Here is a 23,889-nt window from a genome sequence, read left to right as displayed (position 1 = left end):
TACGGCGTACCCAGAGGGTGCGCGGCACGGTTCGCGCATGTACGACGACCTGGAGGGTCAGGCATGAACGGCAACGGGAACGGCCTCGCGGTACGGGCCGAGGGGCTTGAGAAGCGGTACGGCGAGAAGTACGCGCTGGACGGCTTCGACCTGCACGTGCGGCAGGGGACGGTGCACGGACTGCTCGGACCCAACGGCGCGGGCAAGACCACCGCCGTACGGATCCTGTCCACGCTCGTGCGGCTCGACGGCGGGTGCGCGGAGGTGGCCGGCGCCGACGTGGTGCGCGAACCCGCCCTGGTCCGCGGTCGCATCGGCCTGACCGGGCAGTACGCCGCGGTCGACGAGATCCTCACCGGGCGGCAGAACCTGGAGATGTTCGGCCGCCTGTTCCACCTCGGCGCCAAGCGGGCCGCCCTGCGCGCCCAGGAACTCCTGGAGCAGTTCCACCTGGAGGACGCGGCGGAGAAGGGCGCGGGTCAGTACAGCGGCGGCATGCGGCGCAGGCTGGACCTCGCCGCCTCGATGATCCTCGCGCCAGCCGTCCTCTTCCTGGACGAGCCGACCACCGGCCTCGACCCGCGCAGCCGCCTCGAAGTCTGGGACACCGTAAGGGAGTTGGTCGCGGGCGGCACGACCGTGCTGCTCACCACGCAGTATCTGGAGGAGGCCGACCGGCTCGCCTCCCGCATCACCGTCATCGACCGCGGCCGGGCCATCGCCGACGACACCCCCGACGGCCTGAAGAACACGGTGGGCGGCAGCCACCTCGACGTCGTGGTCCGCGAGGCCGCCGACCTGCCCGCCGCCGTCAAGGCCGTCAGCCGGGTCTGCGCAGGTGAACCGCTCGTCATCGAGGTGGAGCGGCGCGTGCAGGCCTCCGTGACCGACCGGGTCGCCGCCCTCACGGACGTGGCGCGGACCCTCCAGGACGAGGGCGTCCCGGTCGAGGACATCGGCCTGCGCAGGCCGAGTCTGGACGATGTGTTCCTGCGCCTGACCGGCCAGACCTCCGAGGCCGCCGACCCCGTCACCCACCTTGAGAAGGAGGTCGCGGCATGAGCGTCGCCCTCACCGCCGACACCTCGCGCGGACGGCTCTACTGGGCCCTCGCCGACTGCTGGAACGTCACCCGCCGCTACCTCACGCACTTCGTGCGCCAGCCCGTCACCATCGCCTGGCAGCTGGGCTTCCCCATCATCTCCGTACTCCTGTACGGCTTCGTCTTCGGCGAGGCGATGAAGGTGCCGGGCGGCGGGGACGACGGCGACTACAAGCAGTTCCTGATGCCCGGCATGTTCGTGATGACCATGGCCTTCGGCTTCATGAACACCGCCATGGCCGTGGTCACCGACGCCTCCAAGGGTGTCATCGACCGCTTCCGCTCGATGCCGATGGCCCCCTCGGCGGTGGCGTCGGGGCGGGGCGTCGCCGACCTCGTCGTCGCCTGCGCGGAACTGACCATCCTCGCGCTGACCGCCCTCGCCATCGGCTGGCGCTCCAGCGCGGGCGTGCTCGACACCCTGCTCGCCTTCGGGCTGCTGCTGTTCCTGCGGTTCAGCCTGATCTGGGTGGGGGTCTTCCTGGGCCTGCTCGTACCGACCCCGGAGGCGGCGGGCGGCCTCTACGCGGTGGCCTTCCCGCTCACGATGATCTCCAGCGTCTTCGTGGCGCCGTCCCTGATGCCGGACTGGCTGGCGCCGATCGCGGCGTGGAACCCCGTCTCGTCGACGGGCACGGCCGCGCGTGAACTGTTCGGCAACCCCGGTGCGGGGGGCTCCACCTGGGTGGAGCAGCACGCGGTCCTGATGGCGGTGGTGTGGCCGATCGTGATCTCGCTGGTGTTCCTGCCCCTGGCGGTACGAAAGTTCAAGCAGCTGAGCCGATAAGCCCCGATAGGGGCGCGGGGAACTGCGCGACCAGCCACGACGCACCCGCAGGTGGCTGGCCGCGCAGCTGGGAGCATTAAAGGCGCTCGATCACGTAATCAACGCACTGGGTGAGCGCAGCGACATCCGCGGGGTCGATCGCCGGGAACATCGCGACGCGCAGCTGATTCCGGCCCAGCTTCCGATACGGCTCGGTATCAACGACCCCGTTGGCCCGCAGAGCCTTAGCAACGGCGCCCGCGTCAACCTCTTCGGAGAAGTCAATCGTGCCGATGACCTGAGACCGCTTGGCAGGATCCGTGACAAACGGCGTCGCGTACTTGGACTCGTCGGCCCAGCCGTACAGCGTCCGCGCCGACTCGGCGGTGCGGCCCGTCGTGAAGGCGAGGCCGCCCTGGGAGTTCATCCACTCCAGCTGCTCGCCGAGCAGGAACAGCGTGGCGAGCGCCGGGGTGTTGTACGTCTGGTTCTTGCGGGAGTTGTCGATCGCCGTCGGCAGGCTGAAGAACTCCGGCACGTGCCGGCCGGACGCGTGGATCCGCTCGGCGCGCTCGATCGCCGCCGGGGAGAACACGCCGATCCACAGGCCGCCGTCCGAGGCGAACGACTTCTGCGGGGCGAAGTAGTAGACGTCCGTCTCGGCGATGTCGACCGGCAGGCCGCCCGCGCCGGACGTGGCGTCCACCAGGACGAGGGAGCCCTCGTCGGCGCCCGCGACCCGCTTGACGGGAGCCGCGACGCCCGTCGAGGTCTCGTTGTGGGTGAAGGCGTAGACGTCGACGCCCGCCTCCGCCCGGGGGGCCGGGTGGGTGCCCGGGTCGCTCGTGATCACGGTGGGCTCGGCGAGCCACGGGGCGAGCTTGGCCGCCTTCGCGAACTTGGAGGAGAACTCGCCGAAGCTCAGGTGCTGCGACTTGTTCTCGATCAGGCCGTGCGTCGCCACGTCCCAGAACGCGGTGGAGCCGCCGTTGCCGAGGATCACCTCGTACCCCTCGGGGAGGGAGAAGAGGTCCTTGACGCCTTCGCGCACCCGGCCGACCAGGTTCTTGACCGGGGCCTGGCGGTGGGACGTACCGAGGAGGGAGGTGCCGGTGGCGGCCAGGGCCTCCAGCGCCTCCGTACGCACCTTGGAGGGGCCCGCGCCGAAACGGCCGTCGGCGGGCTTCATGTCAGCGGGAATCTGGATCTCAGCCACGGGGGGAGCCTAGCGGCTCAGGGCGCGGGGTTCTCCTGGTGTCCGGCCGCTGAGATCCACTGCCCCTTGGGTGTCCATACCACGGGGCTCCGCCCCGGACCCCGCTCCTCAAACGCCGGAGGGGCGCAATTTCACCGGCAGCTCGTACAAGTCGTTCTGCGTCACCACCGGCTTGTTGCGCAGTTCCGAGCGCGGGACCGCCAAGGCCAGGTCCGGGAAGCGCTCGTACAAGGCCGGGAGCGCCACCCCCGCCTCCAGGCGGGAGAGCGCCGCACCGGGGCAGACGTGCGGGCCGTGGCCGAAGGAGATGTGGCGGGTGGGGGAGGTGCGCGTGATGTCGAAGGCGGCGGCCGTGGGGCCGTGGGCCCGCTCGTCGCGGCCTATCGCCCCGTACGACACGATCAGCGCGTCACCCTTGCGGATCACCTTGTCCCCGACCGGGACATCCTCCGCGGCGAAGCGGATCAGGACGTGCGAGGTCGGTGTGGAGTAGCGCAGGGTCTCCTCGATCACGGCGTCCCAGCCGGCCTGGCCGGAGAGGACCATCGCGCGCTGCTCGGGGTGTGCGGACAGGTTCACGACGGCGTTGACGATGAGGGAGATCGTCGTCTCGTGGCCCGCCGCCACCATCAGCTGGAGGGTGGAGACGATCTCCTCGTCCGTGAGGTGGTCGCCGTTCTCGGAGGCCTGGATCAGCGCGCTGGTGAGGTCGTCGCCGGGCTCCGCGCGGCGGGCCGCGACGACCTTGCCCATCATCGCGGCCAGTTCGCCGAGCGTCGCGACGACCTCCTGCGGCGGGGTCTGCGTGGAGAAGAACTTGTCGAACAGGACCTTCAGGCGCGGATGGTCAGCCGTGTCGATGCCCATCAGGTCACTGATGACGTACATGGGCAGGGGGTACGCGAACTCCGCCTTCAGGTCCACCACTTCGGAGGCGGGGAGCTTGTCGAGCAGGGCGTGCGTCAGCTCCGTGATGCGGCCGCGCAGCCGCTCCACCCGGCGCGGGGTGAGGGCCTGCGCCACTAGTGTCCGCATCCGGCGGTGCTCCTCGCCGTCGACCGTCAGCATGGAACGGCCCGGGTTGGCGAGGCCGATCAGCGGCCAGTCGGCGGGAATCTCGCCGCGCCGCCAGGCGCCCCAGACCTCGATGTCCTTCACCAGCCGCTTGTCCGTGAGGAGCTGACGCGCCTCCGCGTGGTGCGTGACCGCCCACACCGGCACGCCGCCGGGCAGCTCCGCCTCGGCGAGCGGGCCCGCCGCCAGCAGCCGGGCGCTCTCCCCGTCCAGGTCGGTGACGAAGGGGTCCAGGGCGATGCGCGTCATCTGGGGTCTCCAAACGCTGAGGTCGGGGTCGGGGTGAAGCGCACCGGCAGATCGGTCAGGCCGCGCAGCCAGGGCGACGGGCGGCGGGTGAGGTCCCCCGCCGGTACCGCGAGGTCCAGGTCGGGCAGGCGGTCCAGGAGCACCTCGATGCCGGTCCGCGCGATGACCTCGGCGACCTCCTGGGCGGGGAAGGGGCAGCGGTGCTCGCCGTGCCCGAACGCGAAGTGGGCGCTGTTGCCGCCGGTCAGGGCGGAGCCGTCGGTGCGGATCTGCGGGTCGGCGTTGGCGGCGGCGAGGCCGAGCAGCAGCAGGTCACCGGCGTTGATGTGGCGCCCGCCGAGCCGGGTGTCGCGCGAGGCCCAGCGCCCGGCGACGTTCTGGGTGGGGGTGTCCTCCCACAGGACCTCGTTCATGGCCTCGGCGACGCTGTTGCGGCCGCCGAAGAGGGAGGCGGCGAAGCGGTCGTCGGTGAGCATCAGGCGCAGCGAGTTGCCGATCCAGTCGGCGGTCGGCTGGTGACCCGCGGCCATCATCACCATCAGGTCCTGCGCGATCTCCTCGTCGGTGAAGTCCGAGCCGTCCTCGGTGAGCTGCGTCTCGATCATGTACGAGGCGACGTCCAGGCCCGGCTTCTCGTGCTTGTCGGCGATGAGCCGCATCATCGAACCGGCCAGGTGCTGCTGGCCCGCGAGAGCCCGCTCACGGCCGTCGATCATGTCGTTCATGGCGGTGACGAGGCCGGGGCCCTGCTCGTCGGAGAAGCCGTAGACACGGGCAAGGACCCGCACCGGGAGCAGCATCGCGTACTCGGCGATGATGTCCGTGGCGCCCGTGCCGCAGAACCGGTCGATCAGCTCGTCCGCGAACGTCTCGGCGTGCGCCCGGAGTTCGAAGGGGTCGACCGCTTCGAGGGCGTGGGAGATCATCGCGGCGCGCCGGGTGTGCCGCTCGCCGACCGTGTAGAGGATGGACGGCTGCCGGTGGCCGATCATCGGGAGCAGGGGCCAGTCGGCGGGGATGGCCGGCCACTGGTTCCACAGCTCGGAGTCGCGGCTGAACAGCACGGGGTCGCCGGTGACCTGGTGCAGCTCGCGGTAGCCGAGCACCAGCCAGGCGGGCACGTCGCCGTCGAGCAGTACGGGTGCGACGGGGCCGTGGTCGCGGCGCATCTCCCGGTACAGCTGGGCGGGTTCGGTGGCGAAGCGGGGGCCGGAGAGCGGTACGGGACCGGGGGCGGCGCCGGTCACGGGGCAGGTCACTGGGCGTTCTCCTGGGGGGCGTTCGGCTGAGCGGCGTACAGCGACTTCAGGTGTTCCACGAGCGTGATCAGTACGCCCTTGCTGGACTCGCGGGAGCGGGCGTCGCAGTCGACGAGGGGCACCCACGGGTCGAGGTCGAGCGCCTCGCGCAGCTGCTCGGGGGTGTGCTGGGGCCCGCCGAAGTCGTTGCGGGCCACGATGAACGGCGTGCCGTGGTGTTCCAGGCGGTCGATCGCGTACCAGGAGTCCTCCAGGCGGCGGGTGTCGACGAGGACGACCGCGCCGAGCGTGCCCGCGAAGAGGCGGTCCCACAGGAACCAGAAGCGTTCCTGGCCCGGGGCGCCGAACAGGTAGAGCACGTTGCGCGCGTCGAGCGTGATGCGGCCGAAGTCGAAGGCGACCGTCGTGGACGTCTTGCCGTCGAGGCCTTCGAGGCCGCCGGTCTCGTCGATGCCCCGGCCGGCCTGCGTCATCGTCTCCTCGGTGTTGAGGGGACGGATCTCGCTGACGGAGCGGACCAGCGTCGTCTTGCCGACGCCGAAGCCGCCGACCACGACGATCTTCAGGCCGTTGTCGGCGGTCGCGGTCAGCTCTCTTCGGCCGGCACCGGCCGGCTCGCGTTCGCCGGCCGGCTTGCGTTCAGAGATTGCGGAGTCCAACGAGCACCTGCTCCAGGAGTTCGGAATCGGGAAGGCTGTGCGTGGGGCCCGAGCGGGGGTGCCGGGCGCTGATCCGGCCCGCGTCGAGCAGGTCGGAGAGCAGGATGCGGGTGATGCTCACCGGCAGGCCCAGGTCGGCGGCGATCTCCACGACCGCCGTGGGCAGCTCGCACATCCGCAGGATCGCGGCGTGCTCGGACTGCATGCCCGGCAGGGGGCCGGACTCGGCGACGATGAGGGTCACCAGGTCGAAGGGGGCGTCGGGCGCCGACCGGCTGCGGCCTCCGGTGAGGGTGTACAGCCGGTCGGGCGAGTCGTCGCGGCCGGGGCGGCGCACGCTCATGCGGTGGTCTTGGCGCCCGGGCCGCCGTCCCCGCGGGGCGCGGCGCGCAGATGCTCGCCGAGCTGTTCCACCAGCTCGCTCATGGTGTGCCCGACGAGGCCGGCGTCGGCGTCCTCGTCGGCGACGACCGCGAGGTGCGCGCCCTCGCCGGCCTCGACGATGAAGAGGATGCCGCCGTAGAACTCGGCCATCGCCGAGCGCACTCCGCCGGTGCCGTCGCCGAACTCGGCGGAGGCGCCGTGCGCCAGGGACTGGATGCCGGCGGCGATCGCGGCGAGCTGGTCGGCCTGGTCGACGGATAGCTCCGGGGTGCGGCACAGCTTCAGGCCGTCCCGGGAGAGCACCAGGGCGTGCCGGGCGCCGGGGGTGCGCTCCAGGAGGCCCGCGAGGAGCCAGGTGAGCTTGGCTTCGGTGGTGGCGTGGGTGGTGCCGGTGGTCATCGGGGGGTGCCGCCTTCCGGGTGCGGGGGAGTCGACGGTTCGGAGGGGTCCGGGGCAGTGGTGCGGACGGCCTGGCGGAAGCTGCTGAAGCGGGCCGCGGTACTGGCGGCGTCCGCGGGGCGCGGCCGCGGGCTCTCCCCGGTGTCGCTGTCGGCGCGGGCCCGCTCGGCGGCAGCGAGGGTCCGCCCCCGCCGCCGCTTGGGCAGCGGCATCGCGACGCCCTCGGCCTCGGCCCCCGCTCCGGCCGGGCGGTCGGCCGGGGAGTGGTGGGTCGGCACCGGGTCGCGGTCGACGCGGTCGGTGAGGGGGTCGGGGACGGTGCCGGGGAGGTGAGGGGCCTTCGGTGACCGGGCGTCCGCCGGGGGCAGGGACGGCTGGTTCGGCGAGGGCGCCGGAGTCTGCGGGTTCGGCGAGGGCGCCAGGGGCTGCGCGGCCGTCAGGTGCTGGGCGCTCGTCGGGTCCTGGGCGGGGGCCGAGGGCTGCGGGGCCACCGGCTCCTGGGCGGGCGCCACGTCCTGGGGGACCGCCGGGAGCTGGGCGCGGGCCGGGGTGCGGGGCAGGGGAGTCGCGGGGAGCGGGGCCGGGTCCGAGGGGCGGGAGAGCAGTTCCTGCGGGATCAGGAGGAGTACGCCCGTGCCGCCGCGCGCCGAGGGGCGGAACGACACCGTCAGGCCGTACTTGCGGGCCAGGCGGCCGACCACCGCGAGGCCGAGCCGGGTGCCGCTCAGGCCGCCGAGGCCCGTCGTCTCCCCGGACACGGCACGCTCGGCGCGGCGCTGCTGCACCGGGCCCATCACCAGGCCGCTGTCCTCGACGGAGACGATGACCCCGGCCGCGACCTCCTCGATGTAGACGTGCACCTCGGAGGTGGGCGGCGAGAAGTTCGCGGCGTTGTCGAGGATTTCGGCCAGGGCGTGCATGACGCCCTCGGCGGCGTGGCCCGCGACCGCGACCTCGCTGGCCGAGTGCAGGCGCACGCGCTGGTAGCCGCCGATGCGGCCCATCGCGCCGCGCAGGATCGACTCCATGACGATGGGCCGGGCCCACCGGCGCCCGGAGCGGGCGCCGGTGAGGACCGCCACGGAGTCGGCGATGCGGCCGGCCTGCGCGGTCCTGTGGTCCAGGTGGAGAAGGTCGGTGAGGACGTCCTCGTCGGCGTGCCTGCCCTCCATCTCGCGCAGGTCGGCGAGCATGCCGGTGGCCAGCGCCTGCATCCGCCCCGCCGCGTTGGCACACGCGGCGAGCGCGGCGGCGCGCTCTGACTCGGCGGTGCGTACGCGCTCGGTCAGCTCGGTCCGCACGCGCGCGTTCTCGGCGGTGAGTTCCGCGCGTACCCGGTCGAGCTCGGAGGCGAGTGACGTACGTACGCGGTCGTGCTCGGCGGTGAGCTTCTCCCGCAGCCGGGCCTGCTCGGCGGTCAGCTCGGCCAGTTCACGCGCGTGCGCGGCGGTGAGGCGGGCGTGCTCCTGCCCGAACTCGGCGGCGCGCCGCGTCTGTTCCTGCTGGAGGCGGCCGGTCTCCTGGCGTGCGGCGGCCAGCTGACGCCGCGACAGGGAGAGTGACCGCAGGGCGTGGAAGGCGACGGTCACCGCCGCGCTGAGCGCGAGGGCGGCGGCGCTCGCACCCCAGGCCAGAGGGGTTCGCGCGGACGCGGGCGCGAGGGCGACGGCCGTCCCGGCGAGCGCCGCGGTGACGAGGGCGCAGGCCAGCAGGACGAGCGCGGAAGGACGCAGCGGCGGGCGCTCCGTCCCGGGGCGCGCTAGGGGGGTTGGCGCGGTCATCAATCGGGGTCCTCGATCGGAAGCGACACACTCTGCTCAAGTTCTGGTCACTATAGGAGAGTTGATGAGCGTGTTGGGAATGTTCCCTTCCGGATCGTGACATATGGGGTGAGGCGGGGTGGCGCCGGGGTCCCGGGGCGAGGGCATCCTGGACCGCATGAGCGACCTCGACGGCGACTTCGGCGACCTCGCAGGACCCGGCGGCGTCGGCGGCGTCGGTGACGTCGGTGACCTCGGCGGCCTGGAGCGGGACCTGCGCGCGGCCGTACGCGGCGCGGTGGACCTCTCCGTCACCGCACGGGCCCTGCACACCATGGACGCCTCCAACTACCGCCGCGTGCCGGTCGCCGTCGTGGCCCCGCGCGACGCCGACGACGTGACGGCGGCCCTGGACGTCTGCCGGAGGCGCGCCGTGCCGGTCGTGGCGCGCGGCGCGGGCACCTCGATCGCCGGGCAGGCGACGGGCACCGGCGTGGTCCTCGACTTCACCCGGCACATGAACCGCGTCGTCTCCCTCGACCCCGAGGCGCGTACGGCCGTGGTCCAGCCGGGAGTCGTCCTGGACGACCTGCGGGCCGCGGCGGCCCCGCACGGCCTGACCTTCGGCCCCGACCCCTCCACGCACAGCCGCTGCACGCTCGGCGGCATGATCGGCAACAACTCGTGCGGCTCGCACTCGGTGGCCTGGGGGACCACGGCCGACAACGTCCGGAGTCTGACGGTCGTCAGGTCCCAGGGCGACACCCTCCGCCTCGGCCGGGGCTGGGACGGCGCCCCCACCGGCCTGCGCGCCCTGGTGGAGGGCGACCTGGCCCTCCTGCGCACCGGCTTCCCCGACCTGCCGCGCCGCATCTCGGGATACGCCCTGGACGCGCTGCTCCCGGAGCGCGGCGCGGACCTGGCCCGCGCGTTCTGCGGCTCGGAGGGCACGCTCGGCGTCGTCACCGAGGCGGTGGTGCGGCTCGTCGAGGCGCCCCGCGCGCGGGCGCTCGCCGTCCTCGGGTACGCCGACGAGAACGCGGCGGCGGAGGCGGCGGTGGGCCTCCTGCCGCACGGCCCGCTGACCGTGGAGGGCATGGCCGCCGACCTCGTACGCGACACCGCGCAGGAGAGCGCCCTGCCCAAGGGCGGCGCCTGGCTGTTCGTGGAGACCGGCGGCGCGAGCCCGGCCGAGGCACGCGCGCGTGCCGAGACGATCGTGCGCGCCGCCGACGTACTGGACGCCGTGGTCGTCGACGACCCGGCACGGCAGCGGGCGCTGTGGCGGGTGCGGGAGGACGCCAGCGGCACGGCCACCCGGATGCCGGACGGCAGCGAGGCGTGGCCCGGCTGGGAGGACTGCGCGGTGCCGCCCGCCCGTCTCGGCGCCTATCTGCGGGACTTCAGGGCGCTGCTCGCCGAACACGGCCTGCGCGGCACGCCGTACGGGCACTTCGGCGACGGCTGCATCCACGTACGCATCGACTTCGACCTGCTCAGCACCGAGGGCGTGGCCCGCTTCCGCCGCTTCTCCGAGGAGCTGGCCGACCTGGTCGTCGCGCACGGCGGGTCGCTCTCCGGTGAGCACGGGGACGGGCAGGCCCGCGCGGAGCTGCTGCCGAAGATGTACGGGCCCGCACTCGTCCGGCTCTTCGAGCGCGTGAAGGACGTCTGGGACCCGGCGGGCCTGCTCAACCCGGGCATGCTGGTGCGCCCCGCGCCCCTCGACACCGGCCTGCGGTTCGCGCCCCTGCCGCGCGAGCCCGTCGACGTCGCCTTCGGCTACCCGCACGACGGCGGGGACTTCTCGGCGGCGGTCAGGCGGTGCGTGGGCGTCGCCAAATGCCGTACGGCGACGGCGGCATCGCCCAGCGGCGTCATGTGCCCCTCCTTCCGGGCGACCGGCGAGGAGGAGCACTCCACGCGCGGCCGGGCGCGGCTCCTGCACGAGATGCTCGCGGGCGAGGTGGTCACGGACGGCTGGCGGTCCACGGAGGTCAGGGACGCGCTCGACCTCTGTCTGTCCTGCAAGGGATGCCGGTCGGACTGCCCGGTGGGCGTCGACATGGCCACGTACAAGGCGGAGTTCCTCCACCACCACTACGAAGGCCGCCGCAGGCCCGCGGCCCACTACGCGATGGGGTGGCTGCCGCGCTGGCTGCGGGCCGTGGCCCGCACGCGCACGGCTCCCGTCGTCAACGCCCTCGCCCGGATCGGGCCGCTGGCGGCGCTCGGCAAGCGGCTCGGCGGGATCGCGCCGGAGCGTTCGATTCCGGCGGTGGCGCCGCAGACGCTGCGGCAGTGGTGGCGCGGGAGGCCGCGGAGGCGGGGGGCGCCGGGGGCGCGGGTCGTGCGGGTCGTGCTGTGGCCCGACACCTTCACCGACCACCTCTCGCCCTCCGTGGGCCGGGCCGCGGTGCGTGTCCTGGAGGCGGCCGGGCTCACCGTCGCGCTGCCGCCGCGAGGGGTGTGCTGCGGGCTCACGTATGTCTCGACGGGCCAGCTGGACCGTGCCCGCGCGGTACTGCGCGCGACGCTGGACCGTCTCGGCCCGCTCCTCGCGGCGGGGGCGCCGGTCGTCGTCCTGGAGCCGAGCTGTGCGGCCGCTCTCAAGACCGACCTCGTCGAACTCCTGGGCGACGACCCGCGCGCCCACCGCCTCGCCGCGTCGGTCCGCACCTTCGCGCAGGCACTCGAAGAGCTGGCCCCCGACTGGCGTCCCCCGCACATCGGCCGCCCGGTCGCCGGCCAGACGCACTGCCACCAGCACGCGGTCCTGGGCGACGCGGCGGAGCGGCGGCTGCGTACGAAGGCGGGTCTTGAGGGCGAGCTGAGCGGCGGCTGCTGCGGACTCGCGGGGAACTTCGGTTTCGAACGGGGCCATTACGAGGTGTCGGCGGCCTGCGCCGAGGAACAGCTGCTGCCCTCGGTACGGCAGGCGCCGGGCGAGGCGGTGGTCCTCGCGGACGGCTACTCCTGCCGGACGCAGCTGGGGCAGCTTGCGGGGGTGCGGGGGCGGCATCTGGCGGAGGTCCTCGCGGAGGCGCTGGACGCGGTTGAGGCGGACCTGGGTTGCGTACAGGAGTGAACGCGCTCCACAATCCTGTCCTGGTCCATTACCTTGGACGGCGGAGTCCAGAACACTGGACTGCTGGGAGTGGTGGCAAACGGCAGGAAGGCTCAGGCGTGAACGTCTCGCGCAGCGATCAGGCGGCACCGGCAGCGGCCCCCGTGGTGGCCCAGCAGCCGGAAGTCGCCGGTGCGGCGGCGACCGCCGAGGCCGCCCCGGGTGGGGCCGTGAGCAGCCTCCGCGCCAGGCTCGGGCCCGTCGGGCTCGTCCTCGCGGGCGGCATATCCGTGCAGTTCGGCGGCGCGGTCGCGGTGAGCGTGATGCCGCGGGCCGGGGCACTCGGCATCGTGACGCTGCGGCTCGCCTTCGCCGCGCTCGTGCTGCTCGCCGTGTGCCGGCCGAAGCTGCGCGGGCACTCGCGCGCCGACTGGGGCACGGTCGTCGCCTTCGGCGTGGCCATGGCCGGGATGAACGGCCTCTTCTACCAGTCCGTCGCCCGCATCCCCATGGGCCCCGCCGTCACCCTCGAAGTCCTCGGGCCGCTCGTGCTCTCCGTCATCGCCTCGCGCCGCGCGGTCAACCTGATCTGGGCCGGGCTCGCGCTCGGCGGCGTGTTCCTGCTCGGCGGAGGGGGCGGTCTCAGCGGCCTCGACCCGGTCGGCGTCGCCTACGCACTGGGCGCGGGCGCGATGTGGGCGACGTACATCGTCTTCAGCGCGCGTACCGGGCGGCGCTTCCCGCAGGCGGACGGCCTCGCCCTCGCGATGGTGGTCGCGGCGGTGCTGTTCCTGCCGCTCGGGATCGTCGAGTCGGGCTCGAAGCTGGTCGAGCCGGGCACGCTGGCGCTGGGCGCGGTGGTCGCGGTCATGTCGTCCGTGCTGCCGTACACCCTCGAACTCCTCGCGCTGCGCCGCCTTCCCGCGCACACCTTCGCGATCCTGATGAGCCTGGAACCGGCCATCGCCTCCATCGCCGGATTCCTCGTCCTGAGCCAGGCCCTGACCGTGGCCGAGGCGCTGGCCATCTCCCTGGTCATCGCGGCGAGCATGGGCGCGGTGCGGACGCAGGTGGGGCGGGGGAAGGCGCGCACGGCACGCGACAGCGCCTGAAAGGGGCGGCGCGCGTCCCGCTCCCGCGTTCCAGGCGGCTTACGTCTCCCCTGGTCAGGACTTGTTGCCGCGTTCCAGCGTCCCGTACTACCGGACTTTCGTGGCTTTCGGGACGGATCACCCCGCATGGTCGAGCCGTGTCCGCACCACGGCACAACGGCAACGACCTGAGGAGTCCGTACATGCTTCGCAAGCGTTCACGTCTGATCGCCGCGCCGATCGCGGCCGTCGCCCTGACGCTGACCGTCGCCGGGTACCAGGCCAGTGCGTCCGGTGGGACCGCTGCGTCCGGCGCCTCCGGTGCGTCCGGCAGGGAGGCCGCGGCGCCGGTCCCGTGCCTGGCCGGTGCCACGACGCTGGTCGGCGACCTCGACGGTGACGGCCGCCCGGACAAGATCTCGAACCCCGGGCACACCGGGACCAGGATGACTGTCCAGTGGGGCGCCGCGGACGGCTCGTTCGGCACCGAGCACTCCGTCGGCAAGCTGCTCGGCGCCAAGCCGGGCGAGGTCGCGACCGCCGCGGTCGCCGACTTCCAGCAGGACGGCACCCTGGACATGGTCGTCAACATCGTCAAGCCGTCCGGCGTCGACGACCCGGCGACGGCACGCGTCGCCGACTACCGTCCGGGCCCGCTCAAGCGCGCGAACCTGGGCTCCGCCCGCACCCGCCACCTCGACATCGGCGACAGCCGCGAGGTCAAGCAGCTCCGGATCGCCAACTACGGCGACGACGCGTACCCGGACCTCGCGATCCTCAACAACGCCGGTGACGGGGTGTGGGACCGGGAGGTCCGCCTGACGAAGCCGGGCAGCGGGCCGGGGCGCTACGACTCGGACCAGCAGTACAAGTACGGCGAGCACGGCACCCCGGCGGAGCCGCCGGCGATGCCCGGCGACGGCTGGAAGCGGTTCTACCAGGCCTGCACCGCCTGAGCCGGTGCCCGACCGACGGCGGCCCTCGGGCCGCCGTCCCGCCGCACGCGCACGCGCCGTACGCACGCACGCCGCACGCCCGCCACGGGGCCGGGCAAAATTAATGCAAGCACGCTTGCTTGTTTCTGTGCGTCCTGCCATGCTCCCTGGCTAACCGCCTGCCCCGAGGGGAGCGTTCCGTGTCCGATGCCCTGTCCGTGCTCGACGACCTGCGCAGCGAGAGCGAGGAACTCGACCGGCTCGTAGCGGAGTTGGCGCAGGAGCGCTGGGCGCTCGCGACCCCCGCGCCCGGCTGGACCGTCGCCCACCAGATCGCGCATCTCGCCTGGACCGACCGGGCCGCGCTGCTCGCCGCCACCGACCCGGGGGCGTTCGCCGCCGAGGGGGAGAAGGCGGCCGCGGCACCCGGCTCGTTCGTGGACGAGGGCGCCGAGGAGGGCGCGGCGCTGCCGCCCGACGAGCTGCTCGCGGGCTGGCGGTCGGGCCGCGACCGGCTGTGGCGGGCCCTGAGCGAGGCCCCGGCCGGAGCCCGCCTGCCCTGGTACGGGCCGCCCATGGCCGTGCCCTCCATGGCCACCGCGCGGCTCATGGAGACGTGGGCGCACGGCCAGGACGTGGCGGACGCGCTCGGCGTGCCGCGGACACCGACCGACCGGCTGCGGCACGTGGCGCGGATCGGCGTACGGACGCGGGACTTCGCCTTCGCCGTACGGGGGCTCGGCGCGCCGGGGGAGGAATTCCGGGTCGAGCTGACGTCGCCCGTGACGGGGGAGGTGTGGGCGTACGGCCCCCAGGACGCCCGCCAGCGTGTCACGGGCCCCGCGCTCGACTTCTGCCTCCTGGTCACCCAGCGCGCCCACCGCACCGACCTGGCCCTGCGGGCGGAGGGCCCCGACGCGGACCGCTGGCTGTCCCTCGCCCAGGCCTTCGCGGGGCCCCCGGGCGCGGGGCGCGAGCCGCGTGCGGGAGCGGGGCGGTGAAGCCGCCGGGTGGGGCGACGGTCCCGCCTCTGCGCATAGGCAACGCCTCCGGCTTCTACGGCGACCGGTTCAGCGCCATGCGGGAGATGCTGACCGGCGGGGAACTCGACGTGCTCACCGGGGACTACCTCGCCGAGCTGACCCTGCTCATCCTCGGGCGTGACCGGCTGAAGGACCCCTCCCGCGGGTACGCCAAGACCTTCCTGCGGCAGTTGGAGGACTGTCTCGGGATCGCCCACGAGCGGGGCGTGAAGATCGTCGCCAACGCCGGGGGGCTCAACCCGGCCGGTCTCGCCGACGCCGTACGGGAGCTGGCCGCGCGGGTCGGCGTCCCCGTGCGGGTCGCGCACGTCGAGGGCGACGACCTCGGGGAGCGCTTCCCCGGGGCGCTCACCGCCCACGCCTACCTCGGCGGCGGCGGGATCGCGGCCTGCCTGAGCGCGGGGGCCGACGTGGTCGTCACCGGGCGGGTGACCGACGCCGCCCTCGTCACCGGGCCCGCCGCCGCCCACTTCGGGTGGGGCCCCGCGGACTACGACAGGCTCGCCGGCGCCGTCGCCGCCGGGCATGTCCTGGAGTGCGGCACGCAGGCCACCGGCGGCAACTACGCCTTCTTCGCCGAGCACGGCCCCACGTCCGTACGCCACCCCGGCTTCCCGCTCGCCGAGATCCACCAGGACGGCTCCGCCGTCATCACCAAGCACGACGGCACCGGCGGCTTCGTCGACGTCGGCACGGTCACCGCGCAACTCCTGTACGAGACCCAGGGCGCCCGGTACGCGGGCCCGGACGTCACCGTCCGGCTCGACACGGCCACCCTCACCCAGGAGGGGCCCGACCGCGTACGGGTCGACGGCGTGCGCGGCGAGGCGCCTCCGCCCGCCCTGAAGGCCGGCCTGACCCGGCTCGGCGGCTTCCGCAACGAGGTCGTCTTCGTGCTCACGGGCCTGGACATCGAGGCCAAGGCCGCGCTCGTCCGCGCGCAGATCGAGGACGCCCTCGGCCGCGCCGAGGCCCGCCCCGCCGAGCTGCGCTGGGAGCTGGCCCGCACCGACCGCGCCGACGCCGCCACCGAGGAGACCGCCTCCGCCCTGCTGCGGCTCGTCGCGCGCGACCCCGACGCCGGCGCGGTGGGCCGCGCCCTCAGCGGCGCCGCCGTCGAACTCGCCCTCGGCAGCTACCCCGGCTTCCACGTGACCGCGCCCCCCGGCAAGGGCGCGCCTTACGGCGTCTTCGAGGCGGTGTACGTGGACCGCTCCGGCGTCGCGCACGTGGCCGTCCTCCCGGACGGGGAGCGGCGCCCGGTCCCGCCCGGCGCGGGCACCCTCGTCCTGGAGGACGTGCCGCCGCCACCGCTGCCCGAGCCCCTCCCGCCCGGCCCCACTCGGCGCGCCCCCCTCGGCCTCGTCGCCGGGGCCCGCAGCGGGGACAAGGGCGGGGATGCCAACGTCGGCGTGTGGGCGCGCACCGACGACGCCTGGCGCTGGCTCGCCCACGCGCTGACCGTGGACCGCTTCCGGGAACTCGTACCGGAGAGCGCCGACTTGACCGTCGTGCGCCATGACCTGCCCAACCTGCGCGCCCTCAACTTCGTCGTCGAGGGCCTGCTCGGTGAGGGCGTCGCCGCGCGGGCCCGCTTCGACCCGCAGGCCAAGGGCGTCGGCGAGTGGCTGCGCGCCCGCCACCTGGACATACCGGAGGTACTGCTGTGACCGTCCTCGCCTCCGCGCTCGACCCCGCGAGCGCCGAGTACGCCGAGCACCGCGCGGCCATGCTGGAGAAGCTGGCCGCGCTCGACGCCGAGCAGGCCAAGGCGCTGGAGGGCGGCGGCGAGAAGTACGTCCGGCGCCACCGCGAGCGCGGCAAGCTGCTCGTCCGCGAGCGCATCGAGCTGCTGCTCGACCCGGACACGCCGTTCCTGGAGCTGTCCCCGCTGGCCGCCTGGGGCAGCGACTATCCCGTGGGCGCCTCCATGGTCACCGGCATCGGTGTCGTCGAGGGCGTCGAGTGCCTGATCACCGCCAACGACCCGACGGTCAGGGGCGGCGCCTCCAACCCCTGGACGCTGAAGAAGGCCTTCAGGGCGCACGAGATCGGGCACGCCAACCGGCTGCCGTCCATCCACCTCGTGGAGTCGGGAGGCGCGGACCTGCCGTCCCAGAAGGAGATCTTCATCCCGGGAGGCGCCCTCTTCAAACACCTCACGCAGTCCTCGGCGGCCGGGATCCCGACGGTCGCCGTCGTCTTCGGGAACTCCACGGCCGGCGGCGCGTACGTCCCCGGCATGAGCGACCACGTGATCATGGTCAAGGAGCGCGCGAAGGTCTTCCTCGGCGGCCCGCCGCTGGTGAAGATGGCGACCGGCGAGGAGAGCGACGACGAGTCGCTCGGCGGCGCCGAGATGCATGCCCGCACCTCCGGTCTCGCCGACTACCTCGCCGAGGACGAGCGGGACGCGCTGCGGCAGGCCCGCAGGGTCGTCGCCCGCCTCAACTGGCGCAAGGCGTACGCGGATCCGGGCCCGGCCGAGCCGCCCGAGTACGACCAGGACGAACTCCTCGGCATCGTCCCCGGCGACCTGAAGAAGCCCTTCGACCCACGCGAGGTCATCGCCCGTATCGTCGACGGCTCCGACTTCGACGAGTTCAAGCCGCTGTACGGGACGAGCCTCACCACCGGCTGGGCCGCCCTGCACGGCTATCCGGTCGGCGTCCTCGCCAACGCACAAGGCGTCCTGTTCAGCGAGGAGTCCCAGAAGGCCGCCCAGTTCATCCAGCTCGCGAACCAGCGCGACATCCCGCTGCTCTTCCTGCACAACACCACCGGCTACATGGTCGGCAAGGAGTACGAGCAGGGCGGCATCATCAAGCACGGCGCCATGATGATCAACGCGGTCAGCAACTCGCGCGTGCCGCACCTGTCCGTCCTCATGGGCGCCTCGTACGGCGCCGGGCACTACGGCATGTGCGGGCGCGCCTACGACCCCCGCTTCCTCTTCGCCTGGCCGAGCGCCAAGTCGGCCGTCATGGGCCCGCAGCAGCTCGCCGGGGTCCTGTCGATCGTCGCCCGCGCGTCGGCCGCCGCGAAGGGCCAGCCCTACGACGATGAGGCCGACGCGGGCCTGCGCGCCATGGTGGAGCAGCAGATCGAGGCGGAGTCCCTGCCGATGTTCCTGTCGGGGCGGCTCTACGACGACGGGATCATCGACCCGCGCGACACCCGCACCGTCCTCGGCCTGTGCCTGTCCGTGATCCACACGGCCCCCTACGAAGGCGCGCGCGGCGGCTTCGGCGTCTTCCGGATGTGAGGCAGTGACCATGATCGAGTCAGTACTCGTGGCCAACCGCGGCGAGATCGCCTGCCGCGTCTTCCGCACCTGCCGGGACCTCGGCATCGCCACGGTCGCGGTGTACTCCGACGCCGACGCGGACGCCCTGCACGTCCGTGAGGCCGACACGGCGGTACGGCTGCCGGGCGCGGCGCCCGCCGAGACGTATCTGCGCGGCGACCTCGTCGTGAAGGCCGCGCAGGCCGCGCGCGCCGACGCGGTCCACCCCGGCTACGGCTTCCTCTCCGAGAACGCGGACTTCGCGCGGGCCGTCCTGGACGCGGGCCTGGTCTGGATCGGCCCGCCGCCCGAGGCGATCGAGGCGATGGCGTCCAAGACGCGCGCCAAGGAACTGATGGGCGTCGAGCCGCTCGGCGACGTCACGGAGACCGACCTCCCCGTCCTGGTGAAGGCGGCGGCCGGTGGCGGCGGGCGCGGCATGCGTGTCGTACGCGATCTGGCCGATCTGGCGGGGGAGCTGGCGGCGGCGCGGGCCGAGGCCGCGAGCGCCTTCGGGGACGGCGAGGTGTTCGTCGAGCCGTTCATCGAGGGCGGGCGGCACGTCGAGGTGCAGGTCATGGCCGACGCGCACGGCACCGTGTGGACGCTCGGCACCCGCGACTGCACCCTCCAGCGCAGACACCAGAAGGTCATCGAGGAGTCCCCGGCGCCCGGACTCGCTCCGGACCTGGTCGCCGAGCTGCACGCGCAGGCCGTGCGGGCGGCGCGCGTGACCGAGTACCGGGGCGCGGGCACGGTCGAGTTCCTGGTCGCGGACGGCCGGGCGCACTTCCTGGAGATGAACACCCGCCTCCAGGTCGAACACCCCGTCACCGAGGCCGTGTTCGGCCTGGACCTGGTGGCGCTCCAGATCCAGATCGCCGAGGGCCACGCCCTGGAGAAGGAACCCCCGCCCGCGCGCGGGCACGCGATCGAGGCCCGCCTGTACGCCGAGGACCCGGCGGCCGACTGGGCCCCGCAGACCGGCACCCTGCACCACCTGGAGGTGCCGGGCGTCCGCCTCGACACGGGCTACGCGGGCGGAGACTCGATCGGCGTCCACTACGACCCGATGCTGGCCAAGGTCATCGCGTACGCGCCGACCCGCGCGCAGGCGGTCCGCAAGCTGGCGGGCGCGCTGGAGCGGGCCGTCGTGCACGGGCCGGTCACCAACCGCGACCTGCTCGTACGCTCCCTGCGGCACCCGGAGTTCGCGGAGGCCCGCATGGACACCGGCTTCTACGACCGGTACGCCGCACAGCTGGCCGCCCCCGAGCCCGACCCGCACGCCCCGCTCGCCGCCGCCCTCGCCGACGCCCACGGCCGCTCCCGGTTCGGCGGCTGGCGCAACCTCCGCTCGCAGCCCCACACCAAGCGCTACCGCACCGAGCCCGACGCCGCCGTGCACGAGGTCCGCTACGACCACACCCGGACCGGCCCGGTCGCCGAGGGAGTGCGGGTCCTCGCCGTGACGCCGACGCGCGTCGAACTCGAGGTCGACGGCGTACGGAGGAAGTTCACCGTCACGCGGTACGGCGAGCGCGTGCACGTCACCACGCCCCGCGGCGACACCGCCCTCACCGCGCTGCCACTGCTCCCCGAGCCCACCGCCCGCCGCGCACCCGGCTCGCTGCTCGCCCCGATGCCGGGCACCGTCGTCCGCGTCGCCGAAGGGCTCACCGAGGGCGCGGAGGTCACGGGCGGGCAGCCCCTCGTCTGGCTGGAGGCCATGAAGATGGAGCACCGCGTCTGCGCTCCCGCCTCCGGCACGCTCACCGCGCTGCACGCCGTGCCCGGCCGCCAGGTCGAGGTCGGCGCGCTGCTCGCCGTCGTCCAGGCCGCCGTCCCGGAGGAGTCCGTATGAGCACCGCCCGCAGTTCCACCGGCAGTACCGCACGCAGCCCTCGTGGCGCCGCCCTCGAAACCGAGGAGCACCAGGCCCTGCGCGCCGCCGTCGCCGCCCTCGGCAAGCGGTACGGCCGCGCCTACATGACCCGCGTCGTCGCGGACGGGGGCCACCCCGACGAGCTGTGGGCGGACGCCGCCAAGCTCGGCTACCTCGGGGTGAACCTGCCCGAGGAGTACGGCGGAGGAGGCGGTGGCATCTCCGAACTCTCCATAGTTCTGGAGGAGTTGGGCGCCGCAGGCTCACCGCTCCTGATGATGGTCGTCTCGCCCGCGATCTGCGGCACCGTCATCGCCCGCTTCGGCACCGAGGAGCAGAAGCGGGCCTGGCTGCCCGGCCTCGCCGACGGCTCCCGCACCATGGCCTTCGGCATCACCGAGCCGGACGCGGGCTCCAACTCCCACCGCATCACCACCACGGCCCGCCGCGACCCCGACTCCGGCGACTGGCTCCTGACCGGCCGCAAGGTGTTCATCTCCGGCGTCGACATCGCCGACGCCACCCTCGTCGTCGGCCGCACGTCGGACGCACGTACCGGCAGCCTCAAACCGTGCCTGTTCATCGTCCCGCGCGACACCCCGGGCTTTGAACGGCGGCAGATCGCCATGGAACTCCAGGCGGCCGAGAAGCAGTTCGAGCTGACGCTCGATGATGTACGGCTGCCGGCCGGCGCGCTCGTCGGGGACGAGGACGCGGGACTGCTCCAGCTCTTCGCGGGGCTGAACCCCGAGCGGATCATGACGGCCGCCTTCTCGCTCGGCATGGCCCGCTACGCCCTGCGCCGCGCCACCGAGTACGCCGGGGAACGCACCGTCTGGAAGACACCCATCGGCGCCCACCAGGCCATCGCCCACCCCCTCGCCCAGTGCCACATCGAGATCGAACTGGCCCGCCTGATGACACAGAAGGCCGCCAGGCTCTACGACGAGGGCGACGACATGGCCGCGGGCGAGGCCGCCAACATGGCGAAACTGGCCGCCGCCGACGCCTGTGTGAAGACCGTCGACCAGGCCGTCCACACCCTCGGCGGCAACGGCCTCACCAAGGAGTTCGGCCTCGCCTCGCTCATCGTCGCCTCACGCGTGGCGCGGATCGCCCCCGTCAGCAGGGAGATGATCCTCAACTACGTCTCCCACCAGACCCTCGGCCTGCCCAAGTCGTACTGAGGAGCCCTCCCTCATGAGCCTGTCCGTCTCCTCACCCGCGCGCGGCATCACCACCGTCACCCTGGACGTCCCCGAGCGCCGCAACGCACTCTCGGCGGCCCTGGTGGGCACCCTCGCCGAGGCGCTCCACGACCTCGGCCGGGACCCCGGCACCCGCGCGGTCCTCCTCGCGCACACGGGAACGACGTTCTGCTCGGGTGCCGACCTGAGGGAGCCGCCCGACCCGGCCGCGTTCGTGGCGCTGCTGCGGCGGATCGTGGAGCTGCCGAAGCCGGTCCTCGCACGGGTGGACGGGCATGTGCGGGCGGGCGGGCTCGGGCTGCTCGGCGCGTGCGATCTGGCGGTGGCGGGACCCGGCTCGTCGTTCGCGCTCACGGAGGTACGCGTCGGGGTAGCGCCCGCGGTGATCTCGCTGCCGCTCCTGCCCCGCCTCGATCCGGGCGCCGCCTCCCGCTACTGCCTCACCGGGGAGCGTTTCGACGGGGCGGAGGCGGCGCGGATCGGCCTGGTCACGGCGTACGCGCCCGACGTCGACGCGGGTCTCGCACCGATGCTCGACGGGCTGCGGCGGGCGGCACCGGGCGCCCTGGCCGAGACGAAGAAGCTGCTCACGGCTAGGGTGCTCGACGCATTCGACGACCACTCGGACGCCTGTACCGCCCTGTCCGCGCGGCTCTTCGGTTCCACCGAGGCACGGGACGGGACGGAGGCGTTCCTCGAACGACGGGAGCCCCCATGGGTGCTGTGACCACCGCCGACCGGGCGCCCAAGCAGGACCGCAGCCGCGCGACACGGCTGCGGCTCCTGGAGGCCGCGGTGTCCTGCCTCGCCGAGCACGGCTGGGCGGGCTCGACGGTCTCGGTGGTCGCCGAGCGGGCGGGCGTCTCGCGGGGCGCGGCGCAGCACCACTTCCCGACCCGGGAGGACCTGTTCACCGCCGCCGTCGAGTACGTCGCCGAACAGCGCTCCACGGCCCTGCGCGCCCTGCCCGCACAGGACCGTGCCTCGGTGGTCGCCGCCCTGGTCGACCTCTACACCGGCCCGCTCTTCCGCGCGGCGCTCCATCTGTGGGTGGCCGCGTCCAACGAGCCGCAGCTGGGCTCGCGCGTCACGGAACTGGAATCCCGCGTCGGCCGCGAGACGCACCGCATCGCGGTGGAACTCCTCGACGCCGACGAGTCCCGCCCCGGCGTCCGCGAGACCATCCAGGGCCTCCTGGACATGGCGCGGGGCCTGGGCCTCGCGAACCTGCTGACGGACGACGGGGCGCGACGGGAGCGGGTGGTGGCGCAGTGGACGGTGCTGGTGGAGGGGGCTCTGAGATCCAGCCCCTCCGCCGTTTGAGGAGCGGGGTCCGGGGCGGAGCCCCGAGGCGGTGAGTCCAGAGGCGTCAGCCCGAGATGGCCCCGAAACCCTCGATCTCCTGCGGGCTACGGGAGCCGGGCCCCACGTACCGGGCCGAGGGGCGGACCAGCCGCCCCGTCCGCTTCTGCTCAAGGATGTGCGCCGACCACCCGGCGGTCCTCGCACAGGTGAACATCGACGTGAACATGTGCGCCGGCACCTCGGCGAAGTCGAGGACGATCGCCGCCCAGAACTCCACGTTGGTGGCGAGGACCCGGTCGGGCCGGCGGGCGTGCAGCTCGTCGAGGGCCGCCTTCTCCAGCGCCTCCGCGACCTCGAAGCGGGGCGCGCCCAGCTCACGGGCGGTGCGGCGCAGCACCCGCGCCCGGGGGTCCTCCGCCCGGTACACCCGGTGGCCGAAGCCCATCAGCCGCTCGCCCTTGTCCAGCGCCTGCTTCACGTACGCCACCGCGTCACCCGTGCGCTCGATCTCCTCGATCATGCCGAGGACGCGGGAGGGCGCACCGCCGTGCAGCGGGCCGGACATCGCGCCGACGGCCCCGCTCAGCGCCGCCGCGACGTCCGCGCCGGTGGAGGCGATGACGCGGGCGGTGAACGTGGAGGCGTTCATGCCGTGCTCGGCGGCCGAGGTCCAGTACGCGTCGACGGCCTGGACGTGCTTGGGGTCCGGCTCGCCGCGCCAGCGCTTCATGAAGCGCTCCACGACCGTGTCGGCCTTGTCGATCTCCCGCTGCGGGACCATCGGCAGGCCCTGGCCGCGGGCCGACTGGGCGACGTAGGACAGGGCCATGACGGCGGCGCGCGCCAGGTCCTCGCGGGCCCGCTCCTCGCTGATGTCGAGCAGCGGACGCAGGCCCCACACGGGGGCGAGCATCGCGAGCGCGGACTGGACGTCGACGCGGATGTCCCCGGAGTGCACCGGGATCGGGAAGGGCTCGGCGGGCGGCAGACCGGGGTTGAACGCGCCGTCGACGAGCAGGCCCCACACGTTCCCGAAGGAGACGTGGCCGACCAGGTCCTCGATGTCGACGCCGCGGTAGCGAAGCGCGCCGCCTTCCTTGTCCGGTTCGGCGATCTCCGTCTCGAACGCGACGACTCCTTCAAGACCGGGTACGAAGTCGGACATCAGGCGGCTCCTCGTGATGGGTTCGGCATGACGGTG

General features: G+C 73.6%; 20 protein-coding genes. 12 read left to right on the top strand and 8 right to left on the bottom strand.

Annotation, left to right across the window (positions count from 1 at the left end; translation table 11 throughout):
* Positions 1-63 precede the first annotated feature (63 nt).
* Both CP975_RS15400 and CP975_RS15395 read left to right on the top strand, forming a co-directional pair.
* Positions 64-1,062: an ATP-binding cassette domain-containing protein gene (locus CP975_RS15400; protein WP_055532111.1), complete on the top strand. Its 999-nt coding sequence runs from the start codon at positions 64-66 to the stop codon at positions 1,060-1,062.
* Positions 1,059-1,889 carry an ABC transporter permease gene (locus tag CP975_RS15395; protein ID WP_055532113.1) on the top strand — a complete coding sequence of 277 codons (831 nt, stop codon included), beginning with the start codon at positions 1,059-1,061 and terminating at the stop codon, positions 1,887-1,889. Before CP975_RS15400 ends, CP975_RS15395 begins: the two co-directional genes overlap by 4 nt.
* A 76-nt stretch (positions 1,890-1,965) precedes the next feature.
* Here CP975_RS15395 and serC read toward each other — a convergent pair whose 3' ends face one another.
* The 7 genes from serC to CP975_RS15360 all read right to left on the bottom strand — a co-directional run bounded on the left by serC (position 1,966) and on the right by CP975_RS15360 (position 8,889).
* A complete protein-coding gene (gene serC, locus CP975_RS15390) occupies positions 1,966-3,084 on the bottom strand; it encodes a phosphoserine transaminase (RefSeq protein ID WP_055532115.1) in 1,119 nt (372 codons plus the stop codon).
* A 108-nt stretch (positions 3,085-3,192) separates the two neighbouring features.
* Complete coding sequence (locus CP975_RS15385) at positions 3,193-4,407, bottom strand: cytochrome P450 family protein (RefSeq protein ID WP_055532117.1); 1,215 nt, start codon at positions 4,405-4,407, stop codon at positions 3,193-3,195.
* A complete protein-coding gene (locus tag CP975_RS15380; RefSeq protein WP_246201528.1) occupies positions 4,404-5,666 on the bottom strand; it encodes a cytochrome P450 in 1,263 nt (420 codons plus the stop codon). The genes CP975_RS15385 and CP975_RS15380 overlap by 4 nt, the downstream gene beginning before the upstream one ends.
* Positions 5,663-6,325 carry a GTP-binding protein gene (locus CP975_RS15375; RefSeq protein WP_030787754.1) on the bottom strand — a complete coding sequence of 221 codons (663 nt, stop codon included), beginning with the start codon at positions 6,323-6,325 and terminating at the stop codon, positions 5,663-5,665. Before CP975_RS15375 ends, CP975_RS15380 begins: the two co-directional genes overlap by 4 nt.
* Positions 6,306-6,662, bottom strand: a complete 357-nt coding sequence (locus CP975_RS15370) for a DUF742 domain-containing protein (RefSeq protein WP_055532119.1) — start codon at positions 6,660-6,662, stop codon at positions 6,306-6,308. Before CP975_RS15370 ends, CP975_RS15375 begins: the two co-directional genes overlap by 20 nt.
* 2 nt (positions 6,663-6,664) lie before the next feature.
* On the bottom strand, positions 6,665-7,108 hold the full coding sequence (locus CP975_RS15365) for a roadblock/LC7 domain-containing protein (protein ID WP_150477008.1): 444 nt from the start codon (positions 7,106-7,108) through the stop codon (positions 6,665-6,667).
* Entirely contained in the window at positions 7,105-8,889 is a 1,785-nt protein-coding gene (locus CP975_RS15360) for an ATP-binding protein (RefSeq protein ID WP_150477007.1), read from the bottom strand. Before CP975_RS15360 ends, CP975_RS15365 begins: the two co-directional genes overlap by 4 nt.
* Before the next feature lie 157 nt (positions 8,890-9,046).
* Here CP975_RS15360 and CP975_RS15355 point away from each other — a divergent pair, with 157 nt between their 5' ends.
* The 10 genes from CP975_RS15355 (at position 9,047) to CP975_RS15310 (ending at position 22,706) form a co-directional block, all read left to right on the top strand.
* Entirely contained in the window at positions 9,047-11,956 is a 2,910-nt protein-coding gene (locus CP975_RS15355; RefSeq protein WP_150477006.1) for an FAD-binding and (Fe-S)-binding domain-containing protein, read from the top strand.
* Between the two features lie 98 nt (positions 11,957-12,054).
* Positions 12,055-13,047: an EamA family transporter gene (locus tag CP975_RS15350; protein WP_055535907.1), complete on the top strand. Its 993-nt coding sequence runs from the start codon at positions 12,055-12,057 to the stop codon at positions 13,045-13,047.
* A 182-nt stretch (positions 13,048-13,229) separates the two neighbouring features.
* Positions 13,230-13,982, top strand: coding sequence for an FG-GAP repeat domain-containing protein (locus CP975_RS15345; protein WP_150477005.1), 753 nt, complete (start codon positions 13,230-13,232; stop codon positions 13,980-13,982).
* A 179-nt stretch (positions 13,983-14,161) separates the two neighbouring features.
* Positions 14,162-14,962 carry a TIGR03084 family metal-binding protein gene (locus tag CP975_RS15340; RefSeq protein ID WP_150477004.1) on the top strand — a complete coding sequence of 267 codons (801 nt, stop codon included), beginning with the start codon at positions 14,162-14,164 and terminating at the stop codon, positions 14,960-14,962.
* Positions 14,959-16,674: an acyclic terpene utilization AtuA family protein gene (locus CP975_RS15335; RefSeq protein ID WP_281292886.1), complete on the top strand. Its 1,716-nt coding sequence runs from the start codon at positions 14,959-14,961 to the stop codon at positions 16,672-16,674. Before CP975_RS15340 ends, CP975_RS15335 begins: the two co-directional genes overlap by 4 nt.
* Positions 16,671-18,269, top strand: coding sequence for an acyl-CoA carboxylase subunit beta (locus tag CP975_RS15330; protein ID WP_055526929.1), 1,599 nt, complete (start codon positions 16,671-16,673; stop codon positions 18,267-18,269). Before CP975_RS15335 ends, CP975_RS15330 begins: the two co-directional genes overlap by 4 nt.
* 10 nt (positions 18,270-18,279) lie before the next feature.
* Positions 18,280-20,154 carry an acetyl/propionyl/methylcrotonyl-CoA carboxylase subunit alpha gene (locus tag CP975_RS15325; RefSeq protein ID WP_055526927.1) on the top strand — a complete coding sequence of 625 codons (1,875 nt, stop codon included), beginning with the start codon at positions 18,280-18,282 and terminating at the stop codon, positions 20,152-20,154.
* Positions 20,151-21,362, top strand: a complete 1,212-nt coding sequence (locus CP975_RS15320; RefSeq protein ID WP_055526924.1) for an acyl-CoA dehydrogenase family protein — start codon at positions 20,151-20,153, stop codon at positions 21,360-21,362. Before CP975_RS15325 ends, CP975_RS15320 begins: the two co-directional genes overlap by 4 nt.
* Before the next feature lie 13 nt (positions 21,363-21,375).
* Positions 21,376-22,110 carry an enoyl-CoA hydratase family protein gene (locus tag CP975_RS15315; RefSeq protein ID WP_055526923.1) on the top strand — a complete coding sequence of 245 codons (735 nt, stop codon included), beginning with the start codon at positions 21,376-21,378 and terminating at the stop codon, positions 22,108-22,110.
* Positions 22,098-22,706 (top strand): TetR/AcrR family transcriptional regulator, encoded by a 609-nt coding sequence (locus CP975_RS15310; protein WP_055526922.1) that lies wholly within the window; start codon positions 22,098-22,100, stop codon positions 22,704-22,706. The genes CP975_RS15315 and CP975_RS15310 overlap by 13 nt, the downstream gene beginning before the upstream one ends.
* A 46-nt stretch (positions 22,707-22,752) precedes the next feature.
* On the opposite strand, the gene CP975_RS15305 is transcribed toward CP975_RS15310, so the two are convergent.
* Positions 22,753-23,853: a citrate synthase 2 gene (locus tag CP975_RS15305; protein ID WP_055526921.1), complete on the bottom strand. Its 1,101-nt coding sequence runs from the start codon at positions 23,851-23,853 to the stop codon at positions 22,753-22,755.
* Between the last annotated feature and the right edge of the window lie 36 nt (positions 23,854-23,889).

It is taken from the genome of Streptomyces alboniger, from assembly GCF_008704395.1.
GTDB classification, from domain to species: Bacteria; Actinomycetota; Actinomycetes; order Streptomycetales; family Streptomycetaceae; genus Streptomyces; species Streptomyces alboniger.
The sequence above is the reverse complement of the archived record's forward strand: the minus strand, read 5'-3'. Positions and strand labels throughout refer to the sequence as shown.